Below are 21331 nucleotides of genomic sequence, written 5' to 3' on the forward strand. Positions count from 1 at the left end.
GAACACCCAGGCGCTGGCCAGACCTGACATGCGTTAACCACGTTTTGCGGCTTTCACAACGAAATCGCCCTCCGGCATGTTTCTCCGCAGGGGGACTTCACGGCCCCGGAGAAAGCCGGTAAGTTCCGCTCAAGGAACGAGTGAGGGTGGGTGCAACCGTACCGTGCTGATCTTTGGGTTTTGAGCACGCTCAGGAGGCAAATCTCCTTGCTGGCGATAACGGCTGCTGTCGTGTTCGCTGCTCCGGCCGCCATCGCCGGAATCGACAATCAACCGCCGCTGGTGCCGCCCCAGAACACGCCCCCGCCGAAGGGAACGCAAGTCGACGTCATCGCCGACCGCCTCACCTATGATGACAGGACCAAGGTGGCGGTTGCCAGCGGCAAGGTGGAGCTGACCTATGGCTCCTATGTGCTGACCGCCAGCGAGGTGGTCTATGACATGGCCAGGAAAACCTTCAAGGCCAATGGATCGATCGTGCTCCGGGAGCCGAACGGTAATGTGTTCGAGGCCGACAGCGCCGAACTGAAAGACACGTTCAGGGAGGGCTTTGCAAATTATGTGCGGGCGTTCCTTACCAACAACGTGACCATTACCGCGCAATATGCCCGCCGCTACGAAAACGGCATCACCATCTATGAACGGGCAAGCTACACCGCCTGCAAGACCTGCGTATCGGCGAACGGCACGCCACTCTGGCAAATCGTGGCCAAAGAGGCCAAGCATGATGAGAAGAAGAAGACCATCTACTACCGCGACCCGGTGTTGAAGTTCGGCAAGGTCCCGGTGTTGTGGAGCCCTTACTTCGCCTATCCGGACCCCACGGTGGAACGGCGCACAGGCTTTCTGTTTCCCGTGTACAAGTCGGGAGATTTCGGTTTTGGCCTTGTGACGCCATTCTTCTGGGCCGCCAGGCCCAACATGGACATGACATTTTCGCCCATGTGGACAACCGAACGCGGCGTGCTGGCCGATCTCGAGTTCCGTCACCGCCTGGCGTCTGGAAGCTACTACCTCCAAGGCTACGGCATCAACGAAACCACTATCAGCCCTGGCAATCCGTCGGATGATTCATGGCGCGGCGGGGGGCGCACCAAGGGCGATTTCCGGATCAACGAGGACTGGACCTGGGGGTGGGATGGCACCATCGTCAGCGACAAGAATTTCCTGTCGAATTATGGACTCGATCCGCGGACCATGATCGCCGATTATGTGCAAGCGACCGGGCTTTCCGGCCGCAACTACACCAAGGCTCAGATTATCGGCTGGCAAAGCCTGGTCGACGGCGAAGACCAGTCCGACATGCCAGTCGCCACGCCGTTCGTGGTTGGAGACTACGTGCTTGACCAGGACGTTTTCGGCGGAGAGATCTCTTTCGGCTTCAACGCCTATGCGCTGCAGCGCCAGGACCCGATCGACCAACCGTCGGAAGGGGTGGTGGTCGGCACCGATCAGACGCATGTGACCGGCTACGCCGACTGGAAACGGCAGATCATATCCGGGGCCGGCCTGCTGTTCACTCCCTTCGCCAATGTCCGGACAGATTTCTTCTATTCCGAAGACGTGCCGGACGCGGCCGGCGAAGCGGACTCAAATATCTATGTCACGCCGACCGCCGGCGCCGATCTCCGCATGCCGTTCGTGAATACCGTTGGCTCGCTGCAAGGCGTGCTGACGCCGGTCGCGCAGATCATCGCAACGCCTGATGAGCCCGATCAGCGGGACAATGGCAATGAGGATGCGATTACCATCAATTTCGACGCAACCAACCTGTTCCTCAGCGACCGCTTCACCGGTTATGACCGCTGGGAGGGCGGCGTTCGCGCCAATGCCGGGCTGATCTACACGCTGATGGGCCCAGAAGGCGGTTTCCTGCGCGCCAGCTTTGGCGAGAGCTTTCATGTCGCTGGCGAGAATAGCTTCCGCGCCGGCTCCGGCCTGAACGGCGACGCCTCGGACCTGGTGGGAGGCCTGGCGCTGCAGATGAACCCCAACCTGCTGCTTGGCTATCAGGCGCGCATCAATGAAGACTTGTCCCGCGTCAATGTTCAGGAGGCGATGATTGGCCTCAATTTTGGCCAGTTTTCGGGGTCTTTTAACTACGCAAATGTCAGCGCGGCGGCCAATTACGGGCGGCCTGACAATGAGAAGCAGGTGTGGGCGGACGGCCGCTACAACCTGTTCGATTCATGGAGTGTGTTCGGCGGCGTGCGATACAATCTGAAAACGGATAAGATGATCGATAACCGGATTGGAGTCGCATTCGACTGCGACTGCATGAAGGCCAGCCTGGTCTACTCGATGTCGCGGACTGACGCGTTTGGGCCGACCGATGGCGGTTATCAGCAGCGCATTGACCTCAGCGTCGAACTGAGAACACTCGGCGCGATTGCCGGCGGGTTTCAGCTGGAATGAGACGGTGCCGGAACGCCATACTGGCCGCCGCCATTGCGGCCAGCCTGACGTGGGCGGCCGGGGCCGGTTGGCCCGGCGCCGCGCGCGCCGACACCACCAGCATTATTGCCGTGGTCAATGACCAGCCGATCACCGAGCTCGACTTGAGGCAGCGCATCATTCTGCTTGAAATCCTGGGAAGCCTGCCGCGCGGTGGAATGAACAAGCAGCAGGCCCTGCAGGCGCTGATCGACGATCAGGCGAAGCTTGCGGAAGCCACGCGTTTCGCCATGGTGCCAACCGACACCGAAATCTCCCAGCAGATCACCCGCGTCGCCAAGGGAATGGGTCTCAGCCGCGAGCAGCTTCTGGCGAAGCTGAAGGAGAGGGGCATCAGCGAGGCGACTTTCCGCCGCTATGTGCAAACCACGACCGCGTTCAACCGCCTTTCCAGCGCCAGGTTCCGGGAAGACGTGAAGGTTACCGATGCCGAGGTGGACGCCAAGCTGGCGGAAGTCAAGAGTGAGATCAGCGCCCAGACTCAGAAGGTCATGAACGATCCGCGGATGAAGCCGGTCACCATCTATTCGCTGATGGAAATCTCGCTTCCGGTGGACAGCGAAGACCCGATGCTGCTGCAATCGCGCGCCATGGAAGCCCAGCAGGTTCTGCAGCGCTTCAAGGGGTGCGATTCGCTGAGAGCCGCGTCAAAAGGCGTGTTCGACGTGAGGCCCGGCAAGAAGATGGAGGCGGATGCCTCCAAGTTGCCAAAGCCGATGAAGACGGCGCTCGACAAGGCCGGTGTCGGGCGCGCCATCGGGCCGATGCGCGGTAAGGATGGCATCCAGCTCATTGCGTTTTGCGGCGTGCGCACCATCACCCCGCCCAAGCCCGATTTTGAGATGCCATCCCGCGAGCAGGTGGAGCAGATGGTGATCAATCAGAAATACGATAAGCTTGAGCAGGGTTACCTGGAACAGATCCGCGACAGAGTCTATGTCGAGTACCGCGACCCCAGCTTTGCCCAGCCATAATCGCGGCGCAGCCGCACCCCTGCTGCTGACCTGCGGTGAACCCGCGGGGATTGCGCCCGAGATCACCGCTGAGGCCTGGAAAGCCCTGCACCGGAGCCCCGATTGCTGCTTCGCGCTGATCGGCGATGCGGCCTACTGGCGGTCACGAAACCCGGGCTTGCCGGTGCAGGACATTGCCGAGCCATCCGAGGCGGCCGGCGTCTTTCCGACTGACCTGCCGGTTCTCCACCGGCCGCTGCCCACTCAGCCGAAGCCCGGCATGATCGCGCCCGGCACCGCGGGACAGGTGATCGCCGCCATCACCGAGGCTGTTGACTTCGCCTTTGCCGGCCTGGCGTCTGGCATCGTCACCAACCCGATCCAGAAGGAGGCGCTTTATGGCGCCGGCTTCCGCCACCAGGGGCACACGGATTTCCTGGCGCATCTCGCCGCGGCCCGTGGCCATAAGGTGCAGGAAGTGATGATGCTGGTGGCGGCAGACCTCCGCGCCATTCCGGTTACCGTGCACATCCCGCTGAAGGACGTGCCGGCGCGCCTGACGCAGCAGGCGATCCTCTCCCAGGCGCGGGTTACAGCGCGCGATCTCAGCGGGTTCTTCGGCATCGCCCAACCGCGCCTCGCCTTCACCGGCCTCAACCCGCATGCCGGCGAGAACGGCGCCATGGGCCGCGAGGAGATCGACATCATCAGGCCGGCGCTCGAAATCCTCAAGCAGGAAGGCTACACGGTGCTCGGCCCCCTGTCCGCCGACACCGCCTTCCACGCCGAAGCGAGAGCCGCCTATGACGCCATCCTCTGCATGTATCATGATCAGGCACTGATCCCGGTGAAGACGCTGGATTTCCATGGCGGGGTCAATGTCAGCCTCGGCCTGCCCTTCATCCGCACCTCGCCTGACCATGGCACGGCGCTGGCCATTGCCGGCCAGGGCAAAGCCAATCCGCAAAGCCTGATCGCGGCGATCCGCCTCGCCGCCCGGATGGCCGGAACCCGGAGGTGAGCGAGGATTCGCTGCCGCCCCTGCGCGAGGTGATCGCGCGCCACGGTCTTGCGGCACGCAAGGCGCTCGGCCAGAATTTTCTGTTCGATCTCAACCTCACGCGGCGGATCGCCCGCGCCGCTGCTCCTCTCGCGGGCTTCACGGTGATCGAGGTGGGCCCGGGTCCCGGTGGGCTGACGCGGGCGCTGCTCATGGAAGGCGCGCCCCATATCATTGCAATCGAGCGCGATGCGCGCGCCCTGGCGGCGCTGGAGGAAATCGCTTCGGCCTATCCCGGGCGGCTCACAGTGATTGCCGGCGACGCGCTTGAGGCCGATTATGCGCAACTCACCGGCGGCCGGCCGGCAAAGATCATCGCCAACCTGCCCTACAACATTGCAACGCCGCTGCTCACCGGCTGGCTGAGCGGCGCCGCATGGCCGCCCTTCTATGCCTCGCTCACCCTGATGTTCCAGAAGGAAGTGGCCGAGCGCATCGTGGCGGCGCCGGGCAGCAAGGACTATGGGCGGCTGGCGGTGCTGAGCCAATACCGCTGCGAAGCGCGCAAACTGTTCGACGTCAACCGCGCGGCCTTCACGCCGCCGCCCAAGGTAACATCGAGCATCGTGCAGCTGACCCCCATTGCCGCGCCGCGGCCCGCCTGCCGCATCGAGGACTTGTCACGGGTCACCGCCGCGGCCTTCGGCCAGCGCCGCAAGATGCTGCGCAGCAGCCTGAAGAGTGTCGCCGATGATCCGGAGCGGCTGCTCGCCGCGTTGGGCCTTGATCCCCAGCTGCGCGCCGAACAGCTCCCGGTTGCCGATTTCGCGGCGATGGCCGCGCGGCTTGGGCCTACAGGCTCTTCGTCAGACGGCGGACGAACTGCGTGAGTCCGGTGCGGCGGCGGCGGCGCAGCCGTTCGGCGCGGACGATTGCCGCGATCTCGGCGCTGGCCACGTCGAGATTGTCGTTGACGATCACATAATCATATTCCGGCCAGTGGCTGATCTCGTCGGCCGCCCGGGCCATGCGCTTGGCCACCGTCGAGGCCGAATCCTGGGCGCGGCCGATCAGCCGCTCGCGAAGCTCCTCGGCGGATGGCGGCAGGATGAAGATGCGCACCAGATCTTCTTCCATGGCCTGGGCGAGCTGCTGGGTGCCCTGCCAGTCGATGTCAAACAGCACATCGCGCCCTGCCTGCAGCGCCTCCAGTACCGGGCGTTTTGGCGTGCCGTAGAAATTGCCGAACACCTCGGCATATTCCAGAAGCTCGCCGCGGTCCCGAAGCCGTGCGAATTCCTCCTGCGGAATGAAGTGATAATCCTTGCCATCGACCTCGCCGGGCCGCGGCGCCCGGGTGGTGACGGAAACTGACATGATCACGTTCGGATCGGCGGCGAGAAGCCTGCGGGACAGCGTGGTCTTGCCCGCCCCGGAAGGCGAGGACAGCACCAGCAACAGGCCGCGGCGTGGAATTTCTGTCATGGCGCGCCCTTCATTCGATGTTCTGGACCTGCTCGCGCAGCTGGTCGATCACGGTCTTGAGCTCGAGGCCGATGGCAGTGAGCGCGCGGTCAGAGGCCTTGGAGCACAGCGTATTGGCTTCGCGGTTGAATTCCTGCGCCAGGAAATCGAACTTGCGGCCCACCGCCTCGCCGGAAGCCAGAAGATCGTTGGCCGCCTCGACATGGGCCTGCAGCCGGTCGAGTTCCTCCTGGATGTCGGCGCGGGTGGCGGCGATCACCGCCTCCTGATGCAGGCGGTCCGGGTCGAGCGCCGCGCCGGTTTCCAGAAGCCGTGACACCTGGTCGGCCAGGCGGGCGCGGATCGCCTCCGGGCTGCGCGCCGGGCTCGTCCGCGCGGCGCCGGCAAGCGCGGCAATCCGCGTGATCTGGGCCGCCACCACCGCTTCGAGTCTTTCGCCTTCGGCGCGGCGGGCCGCGGCGAGCGCGGTGAGCGCCTCGCCGAAATTCGCCAGCATGGCGGCATTGCGGCGGTCAGCTTCCGCCTCGTCGGCGCCGGTTTCCGCCACCTCGACCACGCCCTTGATCGACAGCAGCACGTCGGCGCGCAATGGTTCGCCGCCGATGCGGCCGCGCAACTCCTCACCGGCCGCCACCAGCTGATCCAGCACTTCGCGGTTAAGGCGGAGCGTTTCGCGCCCGGTGGCGCCGCTCACGGTCAGCGAGACCTGCAGGTTGCCGCGCCGGAAGCCCGAAGCAAGCGCCGCCCTCACCGGAAGATCAAGCGCCTCGAAGCCAGGCGGCAGCTTCACCCGCACATCCAGCGCCTTGCCGTTGACGCTCTTGACCTCCCATTGCCAGAACAGCCCCTGGCGCTCGCCCGAGGCGCGGGCAAATCCGGTCATACTGGCAATCGGCATGGCCCCGCGTCCTGGCAATGAGAATCAATCACCACGGTTTAGAACAGTTGCGCGCCGCCGCGCAACGAACCGCCGGGAACCGCTCAGCGTGGCGGCTTGGGCCGCGGGATCACCGCCGGCCGGCCTTCGACCGTCACGATGGTGCCCGGGGGCAGCGCGGCCACGGGGACCTCCGCGGCGGGCTCACCGGCCTCGGGAGCCGTGTCAGCCAGCGGCAGATCCCCCGCCTCCTGTGCCGGCTGCTCGTCAGGTGATGCGGCGGCAGCCGTGGCCGCGGCATTGCCGGCAATCTTCCGCCACGTCTTCACATTGCGGTTGTGTTCCTCGAGTGTCACCGCGAAGGCGTGGCCTCCCGAGCCATCGGCGACGAAATAGAGATAGTCGGTCTGTTGCGGGTTCAGCACCGCCTCGATGGCCGCCCGGCCCGGACTGGCGATCGGGCCCGGCGGCAGGCCGTCGATCCGGTAGGTGTTGTAGGGCGTCTCGGCATTGATGTCGGCCCTGGTCAGCGGCCGGTCCAAACGGCCTTTGCCGCCGACGATGCCATAGATGATCGTCGGGTCTGATTGCAGGCGCATGCCCTTGGACAGCCGGTTCAGGAACACCGCGGCGATCAGCGGCCGCTCAGCCGGAACGGCCGTTTCCTTCTCGACGATCGAGGCCAGCGTCACCGCCTGTTCGCGGGTGGTGATTTCCGGCACCGGCCGCCGTTTGGGCCACAGCTCATCCAGAAGTCTGGTTTGCGCGGTCTGCATGTCCGCGATGAGCTTCTCCCGGGTCATGCCGCGCTGGAACACATAGGTGTCGGGCAGGATCGTCCCCTCCGGCGGTGCCGCGGCGGGAGGCCCGGTGAGCACCTCATTGGCGTTGACCCGCGCCACTGCCATGTCACTGGTGAAGCCCTCGGGGATCGAGATCTTGTAGGTCACGGCCTTGCCGCTGGCGATCAGCGCCATCACATCGCGCATCGAGGCAGCGGCGGGGAAGGCATATTCGCCGGCCTTGAGCCGGGCGCGCTGGCCGGTGGCCTGCGCCATCACGGCAAACAGGTTGCCGCTGGAGATGATGCCGTTGCGGGCCAGCGCATCGCCGATCTCCGAAACCGAAAGCCCAGGCTCGATGATGAACACCTTCTCCCCGGCCAGCGGGCCTGGCGCGGCATATTCGCCGCGCAGATAGAAGGCGGCGCCGGCAAGCCCGATGCCAGCCGCCAGCACAATCAGAAGCGTCCTGCTCAGCACGCGGTACAGGGCCGAGGCCCGCCGTTTCGATTGCCGGGGCTCCGGCACTTTCACGGATGGCTTCGGTATGCGCAACCGGTCCCTACCTCACAAGCTTCACGCCGCGTAGCGGCGCATGATCAGCGATGCGTTGGTTCCGCCAAAACCAAAGGAATTGGACAGAACTGTGTTGATCTCTTTCTTCTTCGCGGCCTTGGGCACGAGGTCGATCGCCGTCTCGACCGATGGATTGTCGAGATTGATGGTGGGCGGCGCCACATTGTCGCGAATGGCGAGCAGCGAGAAGATCGCCTCCACCGCGCCGGCCGCGCCGAGCAGGTGGCCGACGGAGGATTTGGTGGATGACATGGTAAGGTCGGCGGCGCGGTTGCCCATCAGGCGTTCAACCGCCCGCAGCTCGATTTCGTCGCCGAGCGGCGTGGAGGTGCCATGGGCGTTCACATAATCGATGTCATGGGCCTGCAGCCCGGCGCGCTTGAGCGCCGCCTTCATGCAACGGAAGGCGCCGTCGCCATCGGATGACGGGGCGGTGACATGATAGGCGTCGCCCGACATGCCATAGCCGACGATCTCGCCATGGATGCGGGCGCCGCGGGCCTTGGCATGCTCAAGCTCCTCCAGCACCAGAATGCCGGCGCCTTCGCCCATCACGAAGCCGTCACGGTCCTTGTCATAGGGGCGGGAGCCCTGTTCCGGCCGGTCGTTGAACTTGGTGGCCAGCGCCTTGCAGGCGATGAAGCCGGCAATTCCGATGCGGCAGATGGCGGACTCGGCGCCCCCCGCCACCATGATGTCGGCATCGTCGCACGCAATGATGCGCGCCGCATCGCCGATCGCATGCGAGCCGGTGGAGCAGGCGGTGACCACCGCGTGGTTGGGGCCCTTGAGGCCGAACTCGATCGACACCAGCCCGGAGGCGAGGTTGATGAGCGAACCGGGAATGAAGAACGGGCTCACACGCCGCGGGCCTTTCTCCTGCAGAAGCAGGGTGGTGTCCGCGATATTGCTCAGGCCGCCGATGCCCGAGCCGATCAGCACGCCGGCGCGGCATTTCTGGTCTTCGGTCGCGAGTGTGACGCCGGAATCAGCCATCGCCTGCTTGGCGGCGGACATGGCGTAGATGATGAAGTCGTCGTAGCGGCGGATTTCCTTGGCATCCATCCACTGCTCGGGATTGAAGGTGCCGTTGCCGCCATCGCCGCGCTTGACCTCGCAAGCGATCTGGCAGGGCATGTCGGAGGCATCGAAGCGGGTGATCCGCCCGGCGCCGGATTGTCCGGCGATCAGCCGGCTCCAGCTTTCCTCGATCCCCGTTCCAAGAGGGGAAACCATGCCGATCCCGGTGACGACAACTCGCCGCATGTGGTGCTCTTTCCATAAAAAACGCGGCGGCAGGTTTTTGGTCCCCTGCCTCCGCGCCGGTCCTCAATGCGACCGTCCTTCGCGGACGATCCAACGCGATGGCTTAAGCCGCGCTCTTTTCGATGAACTTGACCGCGTCGCCGACGGTCTGGATCGACTCGGCCGCGTCATCGGGAATCTCGATGCCGAATTCCTCCTCGAAGGCCATGACCAGCTCGACCGTGTCGAGGCTGTCCGCCCCGAGGTCGTCGATGAAGCTCGCCTCAGCCTTCACCTTGTCGGCGTCAACGCCGAGATGCTCGACGACGATCTTCTTCACCCGCTCAGCCACGTCACTCATTTTCTCTTCGTCCTTGATTGATTTCAGAACCACTCGGCCCGGCGGCAGGACCGCCCTGCGCCTCGCATTCGCCGAGGTCTCCCTAGCACAAATCCAATGCAGGTCAAAAGGGGAGTGGAATGCGGCTACCTCCCGCGCCAAGGCCGCCACCGCGCGAATGGCGGTCAACCTCAGCCTGCGCCCCCGGCACGACGCCAAATCAGCAGCGGCGGGATGGACCCTTTGAAAATGGCGTCCCGGAAGGGATTCGAACCCCTGACCCCAGGTTTAGGAAACCTGTGCTCTATCCTGCTGAGCTACCGGGACCAGTCGCAAGCCTAGCCGCCCGCGGCCGATTTGGGAAGCGGCGCAAAGTGAAAGGCCCGGCTTTCCAGCCGGGACCTTCAAGACCGTTGATTGCTTGCGAAGCTAAGCTGCCTGCTCTGTAGCCACGTCGTCCTCGGCCTTTTCGCCGGGACCGGGGCGCTTGGCGTTCTTGGCGAGGTAATCCTCGAGTTCCTTCACCGCCTGGTCATCGTCGATCTTCTTGACGGCGGCGATCTCGCGGGCCATCCGGTCCAGCGCCTGTTCGAACAGCTGGCGTTCCGAATAGGACTGCTCCGGCTGGCGGTCAGACCGGTAAAGGTCGCGCACCACCTCGGCCACCGCCATGATGTCACCGGAGTTGATCTTCGCGTCATACTCCTGGGCGCGCCTTGACCACATGGTGCGCTTGATGCGCGCCCGGCCGCGCAGTGTCTTGAGTGCCGCCTCGATCTGGGTCTTATCGGACAGGCGGCGCATGCCTTTCTGCTCGGCGCGGCTGGTTGGCACCTTGAGGCGCAGCTTTTCCTTTTCGAAATCGACGATGTAGAGCTCAAGCTTGGCGCCGGCGATTTCCTGCTCCTCGATCTGGCTGATCCTGCCCACGCCATGCGCCGGGTAGACGACCAGTTCATTCACCTTGAACATCAGCTTGCGCACGGCTGGCGCGGCAGAGACCGGCGCCGCAGCCGGCTTTGCGGCGGCGGGAGCGGCAGCCGCGGGCTGCGCTGCGGCTGCCTTCGGGGCAGGGGCCGGAGCCGGCTTGACGGCGGCCTTCCTGGCTTCGGGCTTGGCAGCCGCGGCCGGCTTCGCCGGAACTGGCTTGGCGGGTGCGGCTTTCGCCTGCGCCTTGGCAACCGGCCTGGCGGGCGCGGCTTTCGCCTGCGCCTTTGCAACGGGTTTCGCCTTTGCGGCGGCGGCTGGCTTCGAGATGTTTTTCGGGGCTGATTTAGCCTTGGCTTTCGCCTGGGGCTTCTTTGCCGTCACGGTCTTGCTCTTCTTGGTCATTCTTGTCCTTACGCCTCTTGCCCAATCGTCTCGCGAGCATGCCCAGGACTGCCGGTGCACAACTCCGGAGGTGCACGGCCCGCAGTATTGTCCTGTGACCGTAACCGATGCCTGATCTCATCCACCGGAAGGGTGCCCGCGGGCCCCGTTCATCTTGTGTGGACAAGCCGGCCGTCTGTGCGAAAAAATCGAGCCTACCAGCCCGGTTCTTAACAGTTGACGCGGCCTACATACTCATAAATGCTTAAATAACACAAGTTTACGGATTTTTAAAGTCCGATATGTCCGTGTACGGCGGAATTAGGCGCGGATGGCGGAGAATTCCCCGTGAAAAGGTTAACGGCTCTCCATTCAATGCATATAAGTCTTGCAAAAGGCGCATGGGTTCCCCCGCTCAGTCGCCTTCGCCGGGGTTGGGAGAGAAATATTTCTCCAGCTTACCTTCCACACCGTCGAACTCCTTGGCATCGGGCGGAGCTTCCCGCTTGCTGGTGATGTTCGGCCACTGGCTGGCATATTCGGTGTTGAGCTTCAGCCATGATTCGAGGCCCGCGACGGTATCGGGCTTGATGGCCTCGGCCGGGCATTCGGGTTCGCAAACCCCGCAATCGATGCACTCGTCAGGGTGAATGACCAGCATGTTCTCGCCCTCGTAGAAGCAGTCTACGGGGCACACCTCCACGCAGTCCATGTATTTGCATTTGATGCAGTTTTCGGTGACGATATAGGTCATGAGCGAAGCTACCGTTCTTTATTCCGAACGGTTGAATAGCAAGTTCTGGGTCACCTTGCACCTGATTTTTGCGGGATCTCGATGTTGATGTTTCCGGCCCCCTGTTCCTGAAACAAGGCAGTGGACGCCGCCGGTCCGCGCCGCTGGGCCAGGCCCGCAATCCGCAGCACCCGGACTTCGCGGTCGAGCACGACAGTCAGCACATCGCCCGGCTTGACGCCGTGGCCGGGCTTCAGGGTCTTGTGGCCGTTGATCCTGACGTGGCCCGCGGCCGCCAGCGCTGCGGCCGCCTCGCGCGTTCGGACGATACGGGCGAACCACAGCCATTTGTCGAGGCGCTGGCGGCTCGCCGGCTGGTCACTGGCCGGCAAGCTTCGCCTTCAGGGCGCCCAGCACCGCAAAGGGCGAATCCGGGTCGATGGGTTTTTCCGGCCGCGGCGCGCGTTCGGGCTTCGGCGGCTTTTGGCCACCATCGGTACGGGGCTTGCGATCATGGCGAGTCTCTTGGCCCGGCGGCCGGCCGTGGCGGCGCGTCTGGCTGTCATGGCGCGGCGGCCTCGAGGACTCCCCGGTTTCGCCCGGAGGTTTGGATGCATCGGCCGCGGTTGCCGCCACAGCGGCGGGGCGCGGTTCCGGGCGCCGGCGCTGTGGCCGCTCGCCGCGGTGCCGGAACGGACCGGTATCCTTCGGCCACCAGACCTCGATTTCCACCTCTTCCAAGGCGATCGCGGGTTCCGGGCTGGGTTCCGGAACGCCTTCCGGCGCGGATGCGGTCTCCGAAGCTGGCTCCGCGGCCGGTTCCGGGGCTGGCGGTTCGGGCGGAGCTTCGGCAGCGGTCTCAGGCGCGGTTTCCGGCGCTGCCTCTGGCGGGGTCGCGGCAGCAGCCGGAGCTACCGGACGCTTCACTTTCTTCTTCTGCATGCGGTAGTCGAGGCTCCGGAGGATGCCCAGGAAATCCTCGCCAGAACAGCCGACCAGCGACATCATGTCGGGTACCACGGTGAAGCCGCCGCCCTCGATCGATCCGGCGGGCCTCGCTTCCTCGGGAAACCGCGCTCGCCAGAACACCCGGTCGCGGATCAGGTCGGCGAGCCGTTCCAGCATGTCGATGCGCACCACCCGGCTGCCGCAGATGCGGTAGCCGCAGACGCCATAGAAACCTCTGGGCGTCGAGCGGTCGAAGGCGGCGGAGGTCAGGCCCTGGCCCGGCGGCTGGGGCAGCGCGGCGGGGTCGAGCTTGCCCTCTTTCTGCAGACCGAGCGCCCAGAGCAGGAGACGCAGTTCGGTGGGCGCCGGCTTGAGAAGGGCAGGAACATAGACGTTGAAGGCGCCGAACCGGGCCCCCAGGGCGCGCAGCTTGGCGCGTTCCTCCTGGCTCAGGGCCTTCACTTCCTCGGCCACCTGGTCGCGCGGCAGCACGCCCAGCGTCTCGACCAGCCGGTAGGCGATGCCGCGCGAGATGCCTTCGAGCCCTTCGCCCTCCTCAAGCTTGACCAGCGGTTCCAGCGCCGCCGCGATGTGCCGGTCGGCGAATTTCTGCAGCCGCTGCTGCACCTCTTCGCGTTCCGCGCCCGAAAGCTGTTCGCCGGCGATCACCGCGGCGCGCGGCTTGAGCGGTGTGTTGCCGGGCTCGAGCCTGCCCACCGGGGCATGGTTCCAGATAATCTGTCCGTCCCGGGTGAGCTTGAGGTCGGTATCGGCCGAGGCCGCCACCGCCTTGGCCCGGGCGGCGACTTCGGCGGCCACCGCCGACAGCGCGGCGGTCTTCAGGGCGCGGGCCTCGGCGCCGTCGGCGGCGCCGTCCGGCAGGAACAGGAAGCCCTTGATCCGGCCAATGTACTCGCCCTCCACGCGGATGGCGCCGTCTTCCTCAACTGTCGACATCAGTTCTTCCTTCTGGGCCAGCCGCTTCATCAGCACGCTGGTACGCCGGTCGATAAAACGCTGCGTCAGCCGCTCATGCAAGGCATCAGACAGCTTGTCCTCTATCTCTCTGGCGCGGGCTTGCCAATAGATGGGCGCCTTCAGCCAGTCCGGCCGGTTGGCCACGAAGGTCCAGGTGCGGATGTGGCTGATGCGGTTGGACAGCGTGTCAAGGTCGCCATGGGTGTTCTCGCAGAAGCGCAGTTGCCGCACGAACCAGTCTTCGTCGATGAAGCCGTTACCGGTCTCCAGGAACTGGTAGATGCGGGATACGATCGCCGCGTGCTCGGAATTGGAGATATTGCGGTAGTCGGGGATCTGGCAGACTTCCCACAGCCGCTCCACCTCGCGCCGGCTTCTTGCGAGATCGCGGGTTGAGGGCTCCCGGGCGAGCGCCTCCAGGGCCAGAAGATCGGGGTTGGGCTGGGCCCGGGTCAGGCCCTGCGCCTGCGGCAGCTGGTTGAGTGATTGCCGCAGCCGGTCGAGCGATGAAAAATCGAGATCGCGGTTGCGCCATTGCAGCATGCGGACGCTCTCGAAGACATGGCCCTCCAGGCGTTCGACAGTTTCGGGGTCGAAAGGATCGGCCTCGCCGGTGACGCCAAAGGTGCCATCGTTCATGTAGCGGCCGGCGCGCCCCGCCACCTGGCCCAGTTCGGAGGGGTTGAGCTGGCGGTACTGGAAGCCGTCGAACTTGCGCGTCGAGGCGAAGGCCACATGGTCAACATCCATGTTGAGGCCCATGCCGATGGCGTCGGTGGCCACGATGTAGTCAACGTCGCCGGACTGGTAGAGCGCCACCTGCGCGTTGCGGGTGCGTGGCGAAAGCGCCCCGAGCACGACGGCGGCGCCGCCGCGCTGGCGGCGGATCAGCTCGGCGGTGGCGTAAACCATCTCGGCCGAGAAGGCGACGATGGCGGTGCGCGGCGGCAGGCGGGTGATCTTCTTCTGGCCGGCATAGAGAAGCTGAGAGAAGCGCGGCCGCGACACGAAGCTGGTGCCGGGCAGCAGCCGTTCCAGGATCGGCCGCATCGTGGCCGCACCCAAAAGCATGGTTTCCTCGCGGCCGCGGCGGTGCAGCACCCTGTCCGTGAAGATGTGGCCACGCTCGAAATCAGCGCAGAGCTGCACCTCGTCGATGGCCAGAAACGGCACCTCGACATCAGTGGGCATGGCCTCGACGGTGCAAACCCAGTAGCGCGCCTGGGCCGGTATGATTTTTTCCTCGCCCGTCACGAGCGCCACCGCGGCATCGCCGGCGCGCTGGCGCACCCGCTCATAGATCTCGCGGGCGAGAAGGCGGAGCGGCAGGCCGATCATGCCGCTGCCATGGCCCAGCATGCGCTCGACCGCGAGGTGGGTCTTGCCGGTGTTGGTCGGGCCTAACACGGCGGTGACGGTCTTGGCGGCGGGCATGAGATGAAATCAAATAATTCCAAGCCAACAGTTGGGGCGGACGGTGGTGGAGGTCAAGCCCTGTTGGCTCATTACGAACCGCTGCGTTAGGGAGTGGATTCAAAGCGGAACGAAGCTGGCCCGAATCGCGTCAGCCCGTCATTTCTTCATTTGTTCCAAACTTAGATAATTGAAATCATTGAGAATTGTCATCAGACGCCCTCACAGCCGGCGGTGGCATCGACGAGCTTTCCCGCCATCATTGGCAGGCTATGGTTTACAGCTGATGGCCTATGGTTGATGAAGTCTTGCCCTTCACCGATGCTCCCGCGCGGAGATGTTAACGAAGTGGACCAGTTGCGGAACGGAGCATGCCCGAATCGCTCCGCCACGGATTTTCGGGTTTTGTTCTCACAAGGGGTTGTGGTTCTCCGTTGTTGTATCTACCAGGAACCCTTCGAAATCGGCTGCCAGGCACCGCGGCTCCTGGCCCTCCGTTAACACCCATGTCCCACCCCGGGACAGCAGGTCTTGCTCGCCGCTGCGAAGGAAATCCGCGTCCCTCGGCTTGACCAGCCGGGCGCCAGCCAGTATAGACGCCGACAACATGCCGGAGGCTGTCTGCCATCCGGAAAAACCTCGTTTATTGGAGTTCTGCCCATGGCCCGCCGTTGTGAGTTGACGGGAAAGAATGCGCTGGTTGGCAACAAGGTCAGCCATGCCAACAACAAGACCAAGACCCGTTTCATGCCTAACCTGTGCGACGTCAGCCTGATGAGTGATGCGATGGGCCTCACCTACCGGCTGCGCATCTCGGCAATCGCGCTGAAGTCGGTGGAGCATGTGGGCGGCCTCGATAATTTCCTGATCAAGGCGAAGGACGGCCAGCTCTCGGAGAAGGCGCTGCGCCTGAAGCGCGCGGTGGCCCGCAAGCGGGACGCCGCCAAGGCCGCTTGATCGCGGCAACCACCTTTTGCGCAAGCCGCTCCAAACGGGGCGGCTTTTGCGTTATGTGACGGGTCATGACCGATCATCGCGGCGCTCAGCCGGCCCCGCCCTCCGGCCCTCGTGACGGGTCGCCGCGGGTGCATGGCTCCGCCAGCCTGCGCAACGCCAGGCTGGGCCGCTTCACGGAACTCAAGGAACGCGTGCAGGTCCTCGATTCCACGCTCGGTGATTATTCCTATATCGAGCGAGACAGCGAGGTGATCTATTCCGAGATCGGCAAGTTCTGCGCCATTGCCGCAGCCTGCCGCATCAACGCCCTGAACCACCCGGTCTCGCGCATCAGCCAGCACAAGATCACCTACCGCCCGAACGAGTATTTCGCGGGAGCCAGGCTCGACAAGGCGTTCCGTGAACAGCGCATCAAGGCCGCCGTCGAGATCGGGCATGACGTGTGGATCGGACACGGCGTCACCATATTGCCAAGCGTCAAGATCGGCCATGGCGCGGTGCTGGCGGCGGGCGCGGTGGTGACACGCGACGTGCCGGCCTATGCCGTGGTCGGCGGCGTGCCGGCCCGCTTTCTGAAGTGGCGCTTCTCCCCGGACATTGGCGAACGCATCGTCAGGCTCGGCTGGTGGAACTGGGAGCATGAACGGATCGGACAGGCCGTCGATGACATGCGCCGCCTGTCCGTTGAGGAATTTCTCGCGAAATACGAAGCCGCTCAGGGCTTGTAGGCAAACTGCAGCAGAATGGTGCTCTGCACCGCGTGGTTGAAGTTGTCGTCCGATATCAGGGTGACCCGGGTCTCGCCGCCGCGCCGGCAGGCGGCGATACCTTCCATGTTGTCGATCACATAAAGCGGCGCCGTCGCCTCAAGCAGCAGCTCCGGCGCGACAATGCCGCCGCTTGCGATGGCCGCGGCCGGAAAACGGCGCACCGCCATGCCGGGAAGCGAACTCGGCTCAAAACGGCGCTCGAGGGTCAGAATGCTGCCGTCGTCCAGCACCGCGAGATCGGTGACGCGGTAGTCGCCGAAACGCGCGATCTTGAAGGCCGCCGTCTGACCGCCCTTCCATGCCCAGGCGCGGATGTTGCCATCACCGCCGAACTGGCTCTCGGCGATGGCGATCAGGCGGCCGTCAGCGAGTTCGCCCAGCGCTTCGATCTCGCCGTTGTCGGGACCGGTGTCGATGTCCTTGGGGTGCGGCACGGCGCGAAAGCGGGCCTTGAAGCCGTCACGCGCCAGATCGTAGCGGCCAACCCGGACCAGGCTTTCGAACCCAACCAGCACCGCGCCGTCCTTCAGCTGAGTCAGCGCCTCCGCATCGCCCGCAAGCTTGCTGCGGGGCGGCTCCCCTTTGCGGTTCAGCATGGCGGCGAGTTGCGCATCGGCGAGGCCAGAGAGTTTATCGCCATCATAGCTGAGCCGCGCCTTCAGCCAGGCGCCGCGGTCGCTCACCGCCAGCAGTTCGCCGCAGTCCTTGCCCATGATCAGGCCGGAAAAGCCCCCGAAACCTTCATCGTCCGAAGTGAGCGTCAGACCGCCGCGCCAGGTGAAGGGACCGAAGCTGTCCTGCGAGGGAAGACGCTGAAAGGACGCGATAGGTTCAGTGGCGACGGTGACTGGCCCGGCCTGCGCTGCCGCCGCGCCGGCGAGGCCAATGAACAAGGCAATCAACCGCCTCACGCCGGGGCCTTGCGCCTTGCCGGCGCGGGCTTGGCCGGTGCGCGCGGCGCCTGGGCGCGTTCCGAAAACAGTTCGGCCAGCTTCTCGGTCATGGCGCCGCCCAGCTCCTCGGCGTCGACGATGGTCACCGCGCGCTTGTAATAGCGGGTCACGTCATGGCCGATGCCGATGGCGATCAGCTCGACCGGCGAGCGCTGCTCGATGTCGTGGATCACCTGGCGCAGGTGCTTCTCGAGATAATTGCCGGAATTCACCGACAGCGTTGAATCATCCACCGGCGCCCCGTCCGAGATCACCATCAGGATGCGGCGCTGCTCGCGGCGGGCCAACAGGCGGTTGTGGGCCCAGATCAGCGCCTCGCCGTCGATGTTCTCCTTGAGCAGGCCCTCGCGCATCATCAGGCCAAGGTTGCGCCGGGCGCGCCGCCACGGGCTGTCGGCGGATTTATAGATGATGTGGCGCAGGTCGTTGAGGCGGCCGGGATTGGCGGGCTTGTTGGCGGCAAGCCACTTCTCCCGCGATTGTCCGCCCTTCCAGGTTCTGGTGGTGAAGCCCAGGATTTCGACCTTGACGCCGCAGCGCTCGAGGGTGCGGGCCAGGATGTCGGCGCAGGTCGCCGCCACGGTGATCGGCCGGCCGCGCATCGAGCCGGAATTGTCAAGCAGCAGGCTCACCACCGTGTCGCGGAACTCGGTGTCCTGCTCGATCTTGAACGACAGCGGATGCATCGGGTCGATCACCACGCGGGTGAGCCTGGCCGCGTCAAGCACGCCTTCCTCGAGGTCGAAATCCCACGAGCGGTTCTGCTGCGCCATCAGGCGGCGCTGCAGCCGGTTGGCGAGCCGCGCCACGACGCCTTGCAGGTTGGAGAGCTGCTTGTCCAGGTAGTTGCGCAGCCGGTTCAGCTCCTCGGCGTCGCAGAGGTCCTCGGCGTCGATCTCCTCGTCGAACTGGTTGGTGAAGACCTTGTAGAAATCCTCGTTGGAAAGCGACGAGAACGGCAGCTGCGGCCGCCACGGCTCTTCGCCTTCCTGTTCTTCCTCGCCGTCCTGGTCGTCCGGCTGCTCGTCCACGTCCATCTGCTGGGCGTCCATCTCGGCGGCTTCGGTCTCGCCTTCGGCGTCCTGCATTTCCTCCATGGACTGCTGCGAGCTTTCCTGCTCCTCGCTGTCGGGGGTTTCCTGGCGCTCGCCGGATTCCTCCTCGGGCTCGTTCTCCTGCTCGCTTTCCTCGGCCTGGTCGGGGTCCTCGCCCAGTTCCTCGGCCATGTCGAGGGCGGCGATGATGTCGCGCGACATGCGCGCGAAGGCGGCCTGGTCGTGGATGCTTTCCGTGAGATGCGAAAGCTGTGCTTCAGCCTTCTCCTCGATCCACGGCCGCCACAGATCGACCATGGTGCGCGCGCCCTCCGGCGGCAGTTCGCCAGTGAGCTTTTCGCGGACCAGCAGCGCCACCGCCTCGTCGAGCGGGGCCTCCTTGCGGTCGGTGTAGCGGGCCACGTCCTTCTTGCGGTAGCGGTCGTCCAGCATGGCGGCGAGATTGGACTTCATGCCCGGCATGGCGTTGGCGCCCAGCGCCTCGATGCGCGCCTGCTCCACGGCCTCGAACACGGCGCGCGCATTCTTGCCCTGCGGCTGGTAGCGGGAATGGACCTTGTCGTTGTGGTTGGAGAGGCGGAGCGCGAAACTGTCCGACAGCCCGCGCACGATGGCGATCTCGGAGGCCTTCAGTTCGGCGCTGACCTGCGGCAGCCTGGCGCGGTTGCCGGCAAGCGCGGGGTTCTCGTTTCCGAAGGCGACCGTGAGTTCGGGGTCCTCGGCGATGGTCTTCATCGTCACGGTCAGGACGCGCTTGAACTCGTTGGCTGGCGTATCCTTCTCCTTGGCCACCGCGGCGGCCTCAGGCGATGGCGATGTGCGCGGAGGACTCCGGCAGTTCCTCGCCGAAGCAGCGCTGATAGAACTCCGCCACCACGCTGCGCTCGAGTTCGTCGCATTTGTTGAGGAAGGTGACCCGGAAAGCGAAGCCGACGTCGCCGAAGATTTCCGCGTTCTGCGCCCAGGTGATGACGGTGCGCGGCGACATGACCGTCGAGAGATCGCCCTGCATGAAGGCGTTGCGCGTGAGATCGGCAACCCGCACCATGTTGGAGACGGTCTTGCGGCCCTTGTCATTGTCGAAGTGCTTCGACTTGGCCAGCACGATGCCCACTTCCTGCGCATGCGGCAGGTAGTTGAGCGCGGTGATAATCGACCAGCGGTCCATCTGCGCCTGGTTGATCTGCTGGGTGCCGTGATAGAGGCCGGTGGTGTCGCCGAGCCCGATGGTGTTGGCGGTGGCGAACAGCCGGAAAGCCGGGTGCGGGCGGATCACCTTCGACTGGTCGAGCAGCGTGAGCTTGCCCGAGCTTTCGAGAATGCGCTGGATCACGAACATCACGTCCGGCCGGCCGGCGTCGTATTCGTCGAACACCAGCGCCACATTGTGCTGATAGGCCCAGGGCAGGATGCCCTCGCGGAATTCGGTGACCTGCTTTCCCTCCTGCAGGACGATGGCGTCCTTGCCGATGAGGTCGATACGGCTGATGTGGCTGTCAAGGTTGACGCGCACGCAGGGCCAGTTCAGCCGCGCCGCCACCTGCTCGATGTGGGTGGATTTGCCGGTGCCGTGATAGCCGGTCACCATGACGCGCCGGTTGTAGGCAAAGCCGGCCAGGATGGCGAGCGTGGTCTCGCGGTTGAACAGGTAATCAGGGTCGATCTCCGGCACATGTTCGGAGGTCTTGGAATAGGCGGGAACTTCAATCGTGGTGTCAAAGCCGAAAAGCTGCTTCGCCGACACCTTGATGTCGGGCATGCCGTTGGCCTCTGCGGTGGCCTTTGCGTTCATATGGGGAATTCTTCTTGGTCCGGAGTTGAGCGGGCGAGTCTTAGACGTTTGAGACCTAGCGGGCAAGGCTTTGCGCCCATCAGCAGAAACCGCTGGCGCGCAGGTGGTCATAGGCCTGAATCACCGCCTTGAGGGTGTCTTCGTTGGCCCGGCTGCCGCCATTGGCGTCGGGGTGGAGGCGCTTCACCAGCGTCTTGTAGCGGGTTTTCACTTCCTCGCCCGTGGCGCTGTCGTCGAGGCCCAGGGTTTGCAGCGCCTTGATCTCGGTGGCGCGCAGGGCCCGGCCGGACGGATGACGGCCCGGCTGCTTGGCGCCCCCCGGGTTGACGCCGAACGGGTCATCACGCATCTGGGTGGCCTTGCGGCGCACGCTGGAGGCGCTGAAGGTGGCGTTCTGGCCCAGTTTCCAGGTCGGGCGGTCGCCCAGGCGGGAGTTCTTCTGGAACTCCGCCATCTCGTCGTCCTTCATGCCGGCGAAATAATTATAGGTCTTGTTGTATTCCTGCACATGCTGGGTGCAGTAATTGTAGAACTTGCCTTCATGGCCGCGGCCCATCGGCGCCTTGTGGCGGCCCGGGCGCGGGCAATCCGGCCAGTCGCATTGCGGAACCCGTTCCTCAACGGGCTTGCCGCTGGAAGGTTTCACCCGGATCTTGTCGAAGTATTTTGAATCGAGCTTCATTGGCGTGGACTATGATGATACAGCGCC

The 21331-nt window shown here is 64.7% G+C and carries 19 protein-coding genes and 1 tRNA gene; 6 read left to right on the plus strand and 14 right to left on the minus strand.

Features of this window, described 5'->3' with window-relative positions; all coding sequences use genetic code 11:
- The first annotated feature begins 207 nt into the window (after nt 1–207).
- The 4 genes from ACKOED_RS02090 to rsmA are packed head-to-tail and all read left to right on the plus strand — an operon-like array spanning nt 208 to nt 5297.
- Nucleotides 208–2415, plus strand: coding sequence for an LPS-assembly protein LptD (locus ACKOED_RS02090; protein WP_408914916.1), 2208 nt, complete (start codon nt 208–210; stop codon nt 2413–2415).
- Nucleotides 2412–3428 (plus strand): SurA N-terminal domain-containing protein, encoded by a 1017-nt coding sequence (locus ACKOED_RS02095; RefSeq protein WP_408914917.1) that lies wholly within the window; start codon nt 2412–2414, stop codon nt 3426–3428. Before ACKOED_RS02090 ends, ACKOED_RS02095 begins: the two co-directional genes overlap by 4 nt.
- Nucleotides 3391–4428 (plus strand): 4-hydroxythreonine-4-phosphate dehydrogenase PdxA, encoded by a 1038-nt coding sequence (pdxA, locus tag ACKOED_RS02100; RefSeq protein WP_408914918.1) that lies wholly within the window; start codon nt 3391–3393, stop codon nt 4426–4428. Before ACKOED_RS02095 ends, pdxA begins: the two co-directional genes overlap by 38 nt.
- Nucleotides 4425–5297 (plus strand): 16S rRNA (adenine(1518)-N(6)/adenine(1519)-N(6))-dimethyltransferase RsmA, encoded by an 873-nt coding sequence (gene rsmA / locus ACKOED_RS02105; protein ID WP_408914919.1) that lies wholly within the window; start codon nt 4425–4427, stop codon nt 5295–5297. The genes pdxA and rsmA overlap by 4 nt, the downstream gene beginning before the upstream one ends.
- On the opposite strand, the gene gmk is transcribed toward rsmA, so the two are convergent.
- From gmk to ACKOED_RS02155, 10 genes are all read right to left on the minus strand, one after another.
- Entirely contained in the window at nt 5260–5892 is a 633-nt protein-coding gene (gmk, locus tag ACKOED_RS02110; protein WP_408914920.1) for a guanylate kinase, read from the minus strand. The genes rsmA and gmk overlap by 38 nt on opposite strands.
- A gap of 10 nt (nt 5893–5902) precedes the next feature.
- Nucleotides 5903–6790: a YicC/YloC family endoribonuclease gene (locus ACKOED_RS02115; protein WP_408914921.1), complete on the minus strand. Its 888-nt coding sequence runs from the start codon at nt 6788–6790 to the stop codon at nt 5903–5905.
- A gap of 83 nt (nt 6791–6873) precedes the next feature.
- Nucleotides 6874–8085: an endolytic transglycosylase MltG gene (mltG, locus tag ACKOED_RS02120; protein ID WP_408914922.1), complete on the minus strand. Its 1212-nt coding sequence runs from the start codon at nt 8083–8085 to the stop codon at nt 6874–6876.
- A 42-nt stretch (nt 8086–8127) separates the two neighbouring features.
- Nucleotides 8128–9393 (minus strand): beta-ketoacyl-ACP synthase II, encoded by a 1266-nt coding sequence (gene fabF / locus ACKOED_RS02125; RefSeq protein WP_408914924.1) that lies wholly within the window; start codon nt 9391–9393, stop codon nt 8128–8130.
- A 103-nt stretch (nt 9394–9496) separates the two neighbouring features.
- Nucleotides 9497–9733, minus strand: a complete 237-nt coding sequence (locus tag ACKOED_RS02130) for an acyl carrier protein (RefSeq protein ID WP_111197536.1) — start codon at nt 9731–9733, stop codon at nt 9497–9499.
- A gap of 229 nt (nt 9734–9962) precedes the next feature.
- Nucleotides 9963–10039: transfer RNA gene (locus tag ACKOED_RS02135), tRNA-Arg, on the minus strand.
- A gap of 102 nt (nt 10040–10141) precedes the next feature.
- Complete coding sequence (locus tag ACKOED_RS02140) at nt 10142–11044, minus strand: CarD family transcriptional regulator (protein WP_408914926.1); 903 nt, start codon at nt 11042–11044, stop codon at nt 10142–10144.
- A gap of 394 nt (nt 11045–11438) precedes the next feature.
- The gene (fdxA, locus tag ACKOED_RS02145) at nt 11439–11777 is read right to left on the minus strand and encodes a ferredoxin FdxA (RefSeq protein ID WP_408914928.1); all 339 of its coding nucleotides are present in this window, start codon (nt 11775–11777) and stop codon (nt 11439–11441) included.
- Nucleotides 11778–11827: 50 nt separating this feature from the next.
- Entirely contained in the window at nt 11828–12148 is a 321-nt protein-coding gene (locus ACKOED_RS02150; protein ID WP_408914929.1) for an RNA-binding S4 domain-containing protein, read from the minus strand.
- Complete coding sequence (locus tag ACKOED_RS02155) at nt 12135–15116, minus strand: helicase-related protein (RefSeq protein WP_408914930.1); 2982 nt, start codon at nt 15114–15116, stop codon at nt 12135–12137. Before ACKOED_RS02155 ends, ACKOED_RS02150 begins: the two co-directional genes overlap by 14 nt.
- A gap of 639 nt (nt 15117–15755) precedes the next feature.
- Between ACKOED_RS02155 and rpmB the strand changes: the two genes are divergently transcribed.
- Nucleotides 15756–16052, plus strand: coding sequence for a 50S ribosomal protein L28 (gene rpmB / locus ACKOED_RS02160; protein ID WP_408914931.1), 297 nt, complete (start codon nt 15756–15758; stop codon nt 16050–16052).
- Between the two features lie 65 nt (nt 16053–16117).
- The gene (locus ACKOED_RS02165; RefSeq protein WP_408914932.1) at nt 16118–16780 is read left to right on the plus strand and encodes an antibiotic acetyltransferase; all 663 of its coding nucleotides are present in this window, start codon (nt 16118–16120) and stop codon (nt 16778–16780) included.
- On the opposite strand, the gene ACKOED_RS02170 is transcribed toward ACKOED_RS02165, so the two are convergent.
- From ACKOED_RS02170 to ACKOED_RS02185, 4 genes are all read right to left on the minus strand, one after another.
- Nucleotides 16768–17715, minus strand: coding sequence for an esterase-like activity of phytase family protein (locus tag ACKOED_RS02170; protein ID WP_408914933.1), 948 nt, complete (start codon nt 17713–17715; stop codon nt 16768–16770). The two genes, ACKOED_RS02165 and ACKOED_RS02170, sit on opposite strands and share 13 nt — an antisense overlap.
- Before the next feature lie 14 nt (nt 17716–17729).
- On the minus strand, nt 17730–19622 hold the full coding sequence (gene cobT / locus ACKOED_RS02175) for a cobaltochelatase subunit CobT (protein WP_408914934.1): 1893 nt from the start codon (nt 19620–19622) through the stop codon (nt 17730–17732).
- A gap of 10 nt (nt 19623–19632) precedes the next feature.
- Nucleotides 19633–20622: a cobaltochelatase subunit CobS gene (gene cobS, locus ACKOED_RS02180; protein ID WP_408914935.1), complete on the minus strand. Its 990-nt coding sequence runs from the start codon at nt 20620–20622 to the stop codon at nt 19633–19635.
- 79 nt (nt 20623–20701) lie between these two features.
- The gene (locus ACKOED_RS02185; protein ID WP_408914936.1) at nt 20702–21304 is read right to left on the minus strand and encodes a J domain-containing protein; all 603 of its coding nucleotides are present in this window, start codon (nt 21302–21304) and stop codon (nt 20702–20704) included.
- Nucleotides 21305–21331 lie beyond the last annotated feature (27 nt).

This window comes from Aestuariivirga sp. (assembly GCF_046093005.1).
Lineage (GTDB): Bacteria > Pseudomonadota > Alphaproteobacteria > Rhizobiales > Aestuariivirgaceae > Aestuariivirga.

Excerpts from the sequence above, each read along its gene's own strand:
- ACKOED_RS02095 (WP_408914917.1), top strand. The coding sequence starts at position 2,412 with ATGAGACGGTGCCGGAACGCCATACTGGCCGCCGCCATTGCGGCCAGC.
- pdxA (WP_408914918.1), top strand. The coding sequence starts at position 3,391 with ATGTCGAGTACCGCGACCCCAGCTTTGCCCAGCCATAATCGCGGCGCA.
- gmk (WP_408914920.1), bottom strand. The coding sequence starts at position 5,892 with ATGACAGAAATTCCACGCCGCGGCCTGTTGCTGGTGCTGTCCTCGCCT.
- ACKOED_RS02115 (WP_408914921.1), bottom strand. The coding sequence starts at position 6,790 with ATGCCGATTGCCAGTATGACCGGATTTGCCCGCGCCTCGGGCGAGCGC.
- fabF (WP_408914924.1), bottom strand. The coding sequence starts at position 9,393 with ATGCGGCGAGTTGTCGTCACCGGGATCGGCATGGTTTCCCCTCTTGGA.
- ACKOED_RS02130 (WP_111197536.1), bottom strand. The coding sequence starts at position 9,733 with ATGAGTGACGTGGCTGAGCGGGTGAAGAAGATCGTCGTCGAGCATCTC.
- ACKOED_RS02140 (WP_408914926.1), bottom strand. The coding sequence starts at position 11,044 with ATGACCAAGAAGAGCAAGACCGTGACGGCAAAGAAGCCCCAGGCGAAA.
- fdxA (WP_408914928.1), bottom strand. The coding sequence starts at position 11,777 with ATGACCTATATCGTCACCGAAAACTGCATCAAATGCAAATACATGGAC.
- ACKOED_RS02155 (WP_408914930.1), bottom strand. The coding sequence starts at position 15,116 with ATGCCCGCCGCCAAGACCGTCACCGCCGTGTTAGGCCCGACCAACACC.
- rpmB (WP_408914931.1), top strand. The coding sequence starts at position 15,756 with ATGGCCCGCCGTTGTGAGTTGACGGGAAAGAATGCGCTGGTTGGCAAC.
- ACKOED_RS02165 (WP_408914932.1), top strand. The coding sequence starts at position 16,118 with ATGACCGATCATCGCGGCGCTCAGCCGGCCCCGCCCTCCGGCCCTCGT.
- cobS (WP_408914935.1), bottom strand. The coding sequence starts at position 20,622 with ATGAACGCAAAGGCCACCGCAGAGGCCAACGGCATGCCCGACATCAAG.
- ACKOED_RS02185 (WP_408914936.1), bottom strand. The coding sequence starts at position 21,304 with ATGAAGCTCGATTCAAAATACTTCGACAAGATCCGGGTGAAACCTTCC.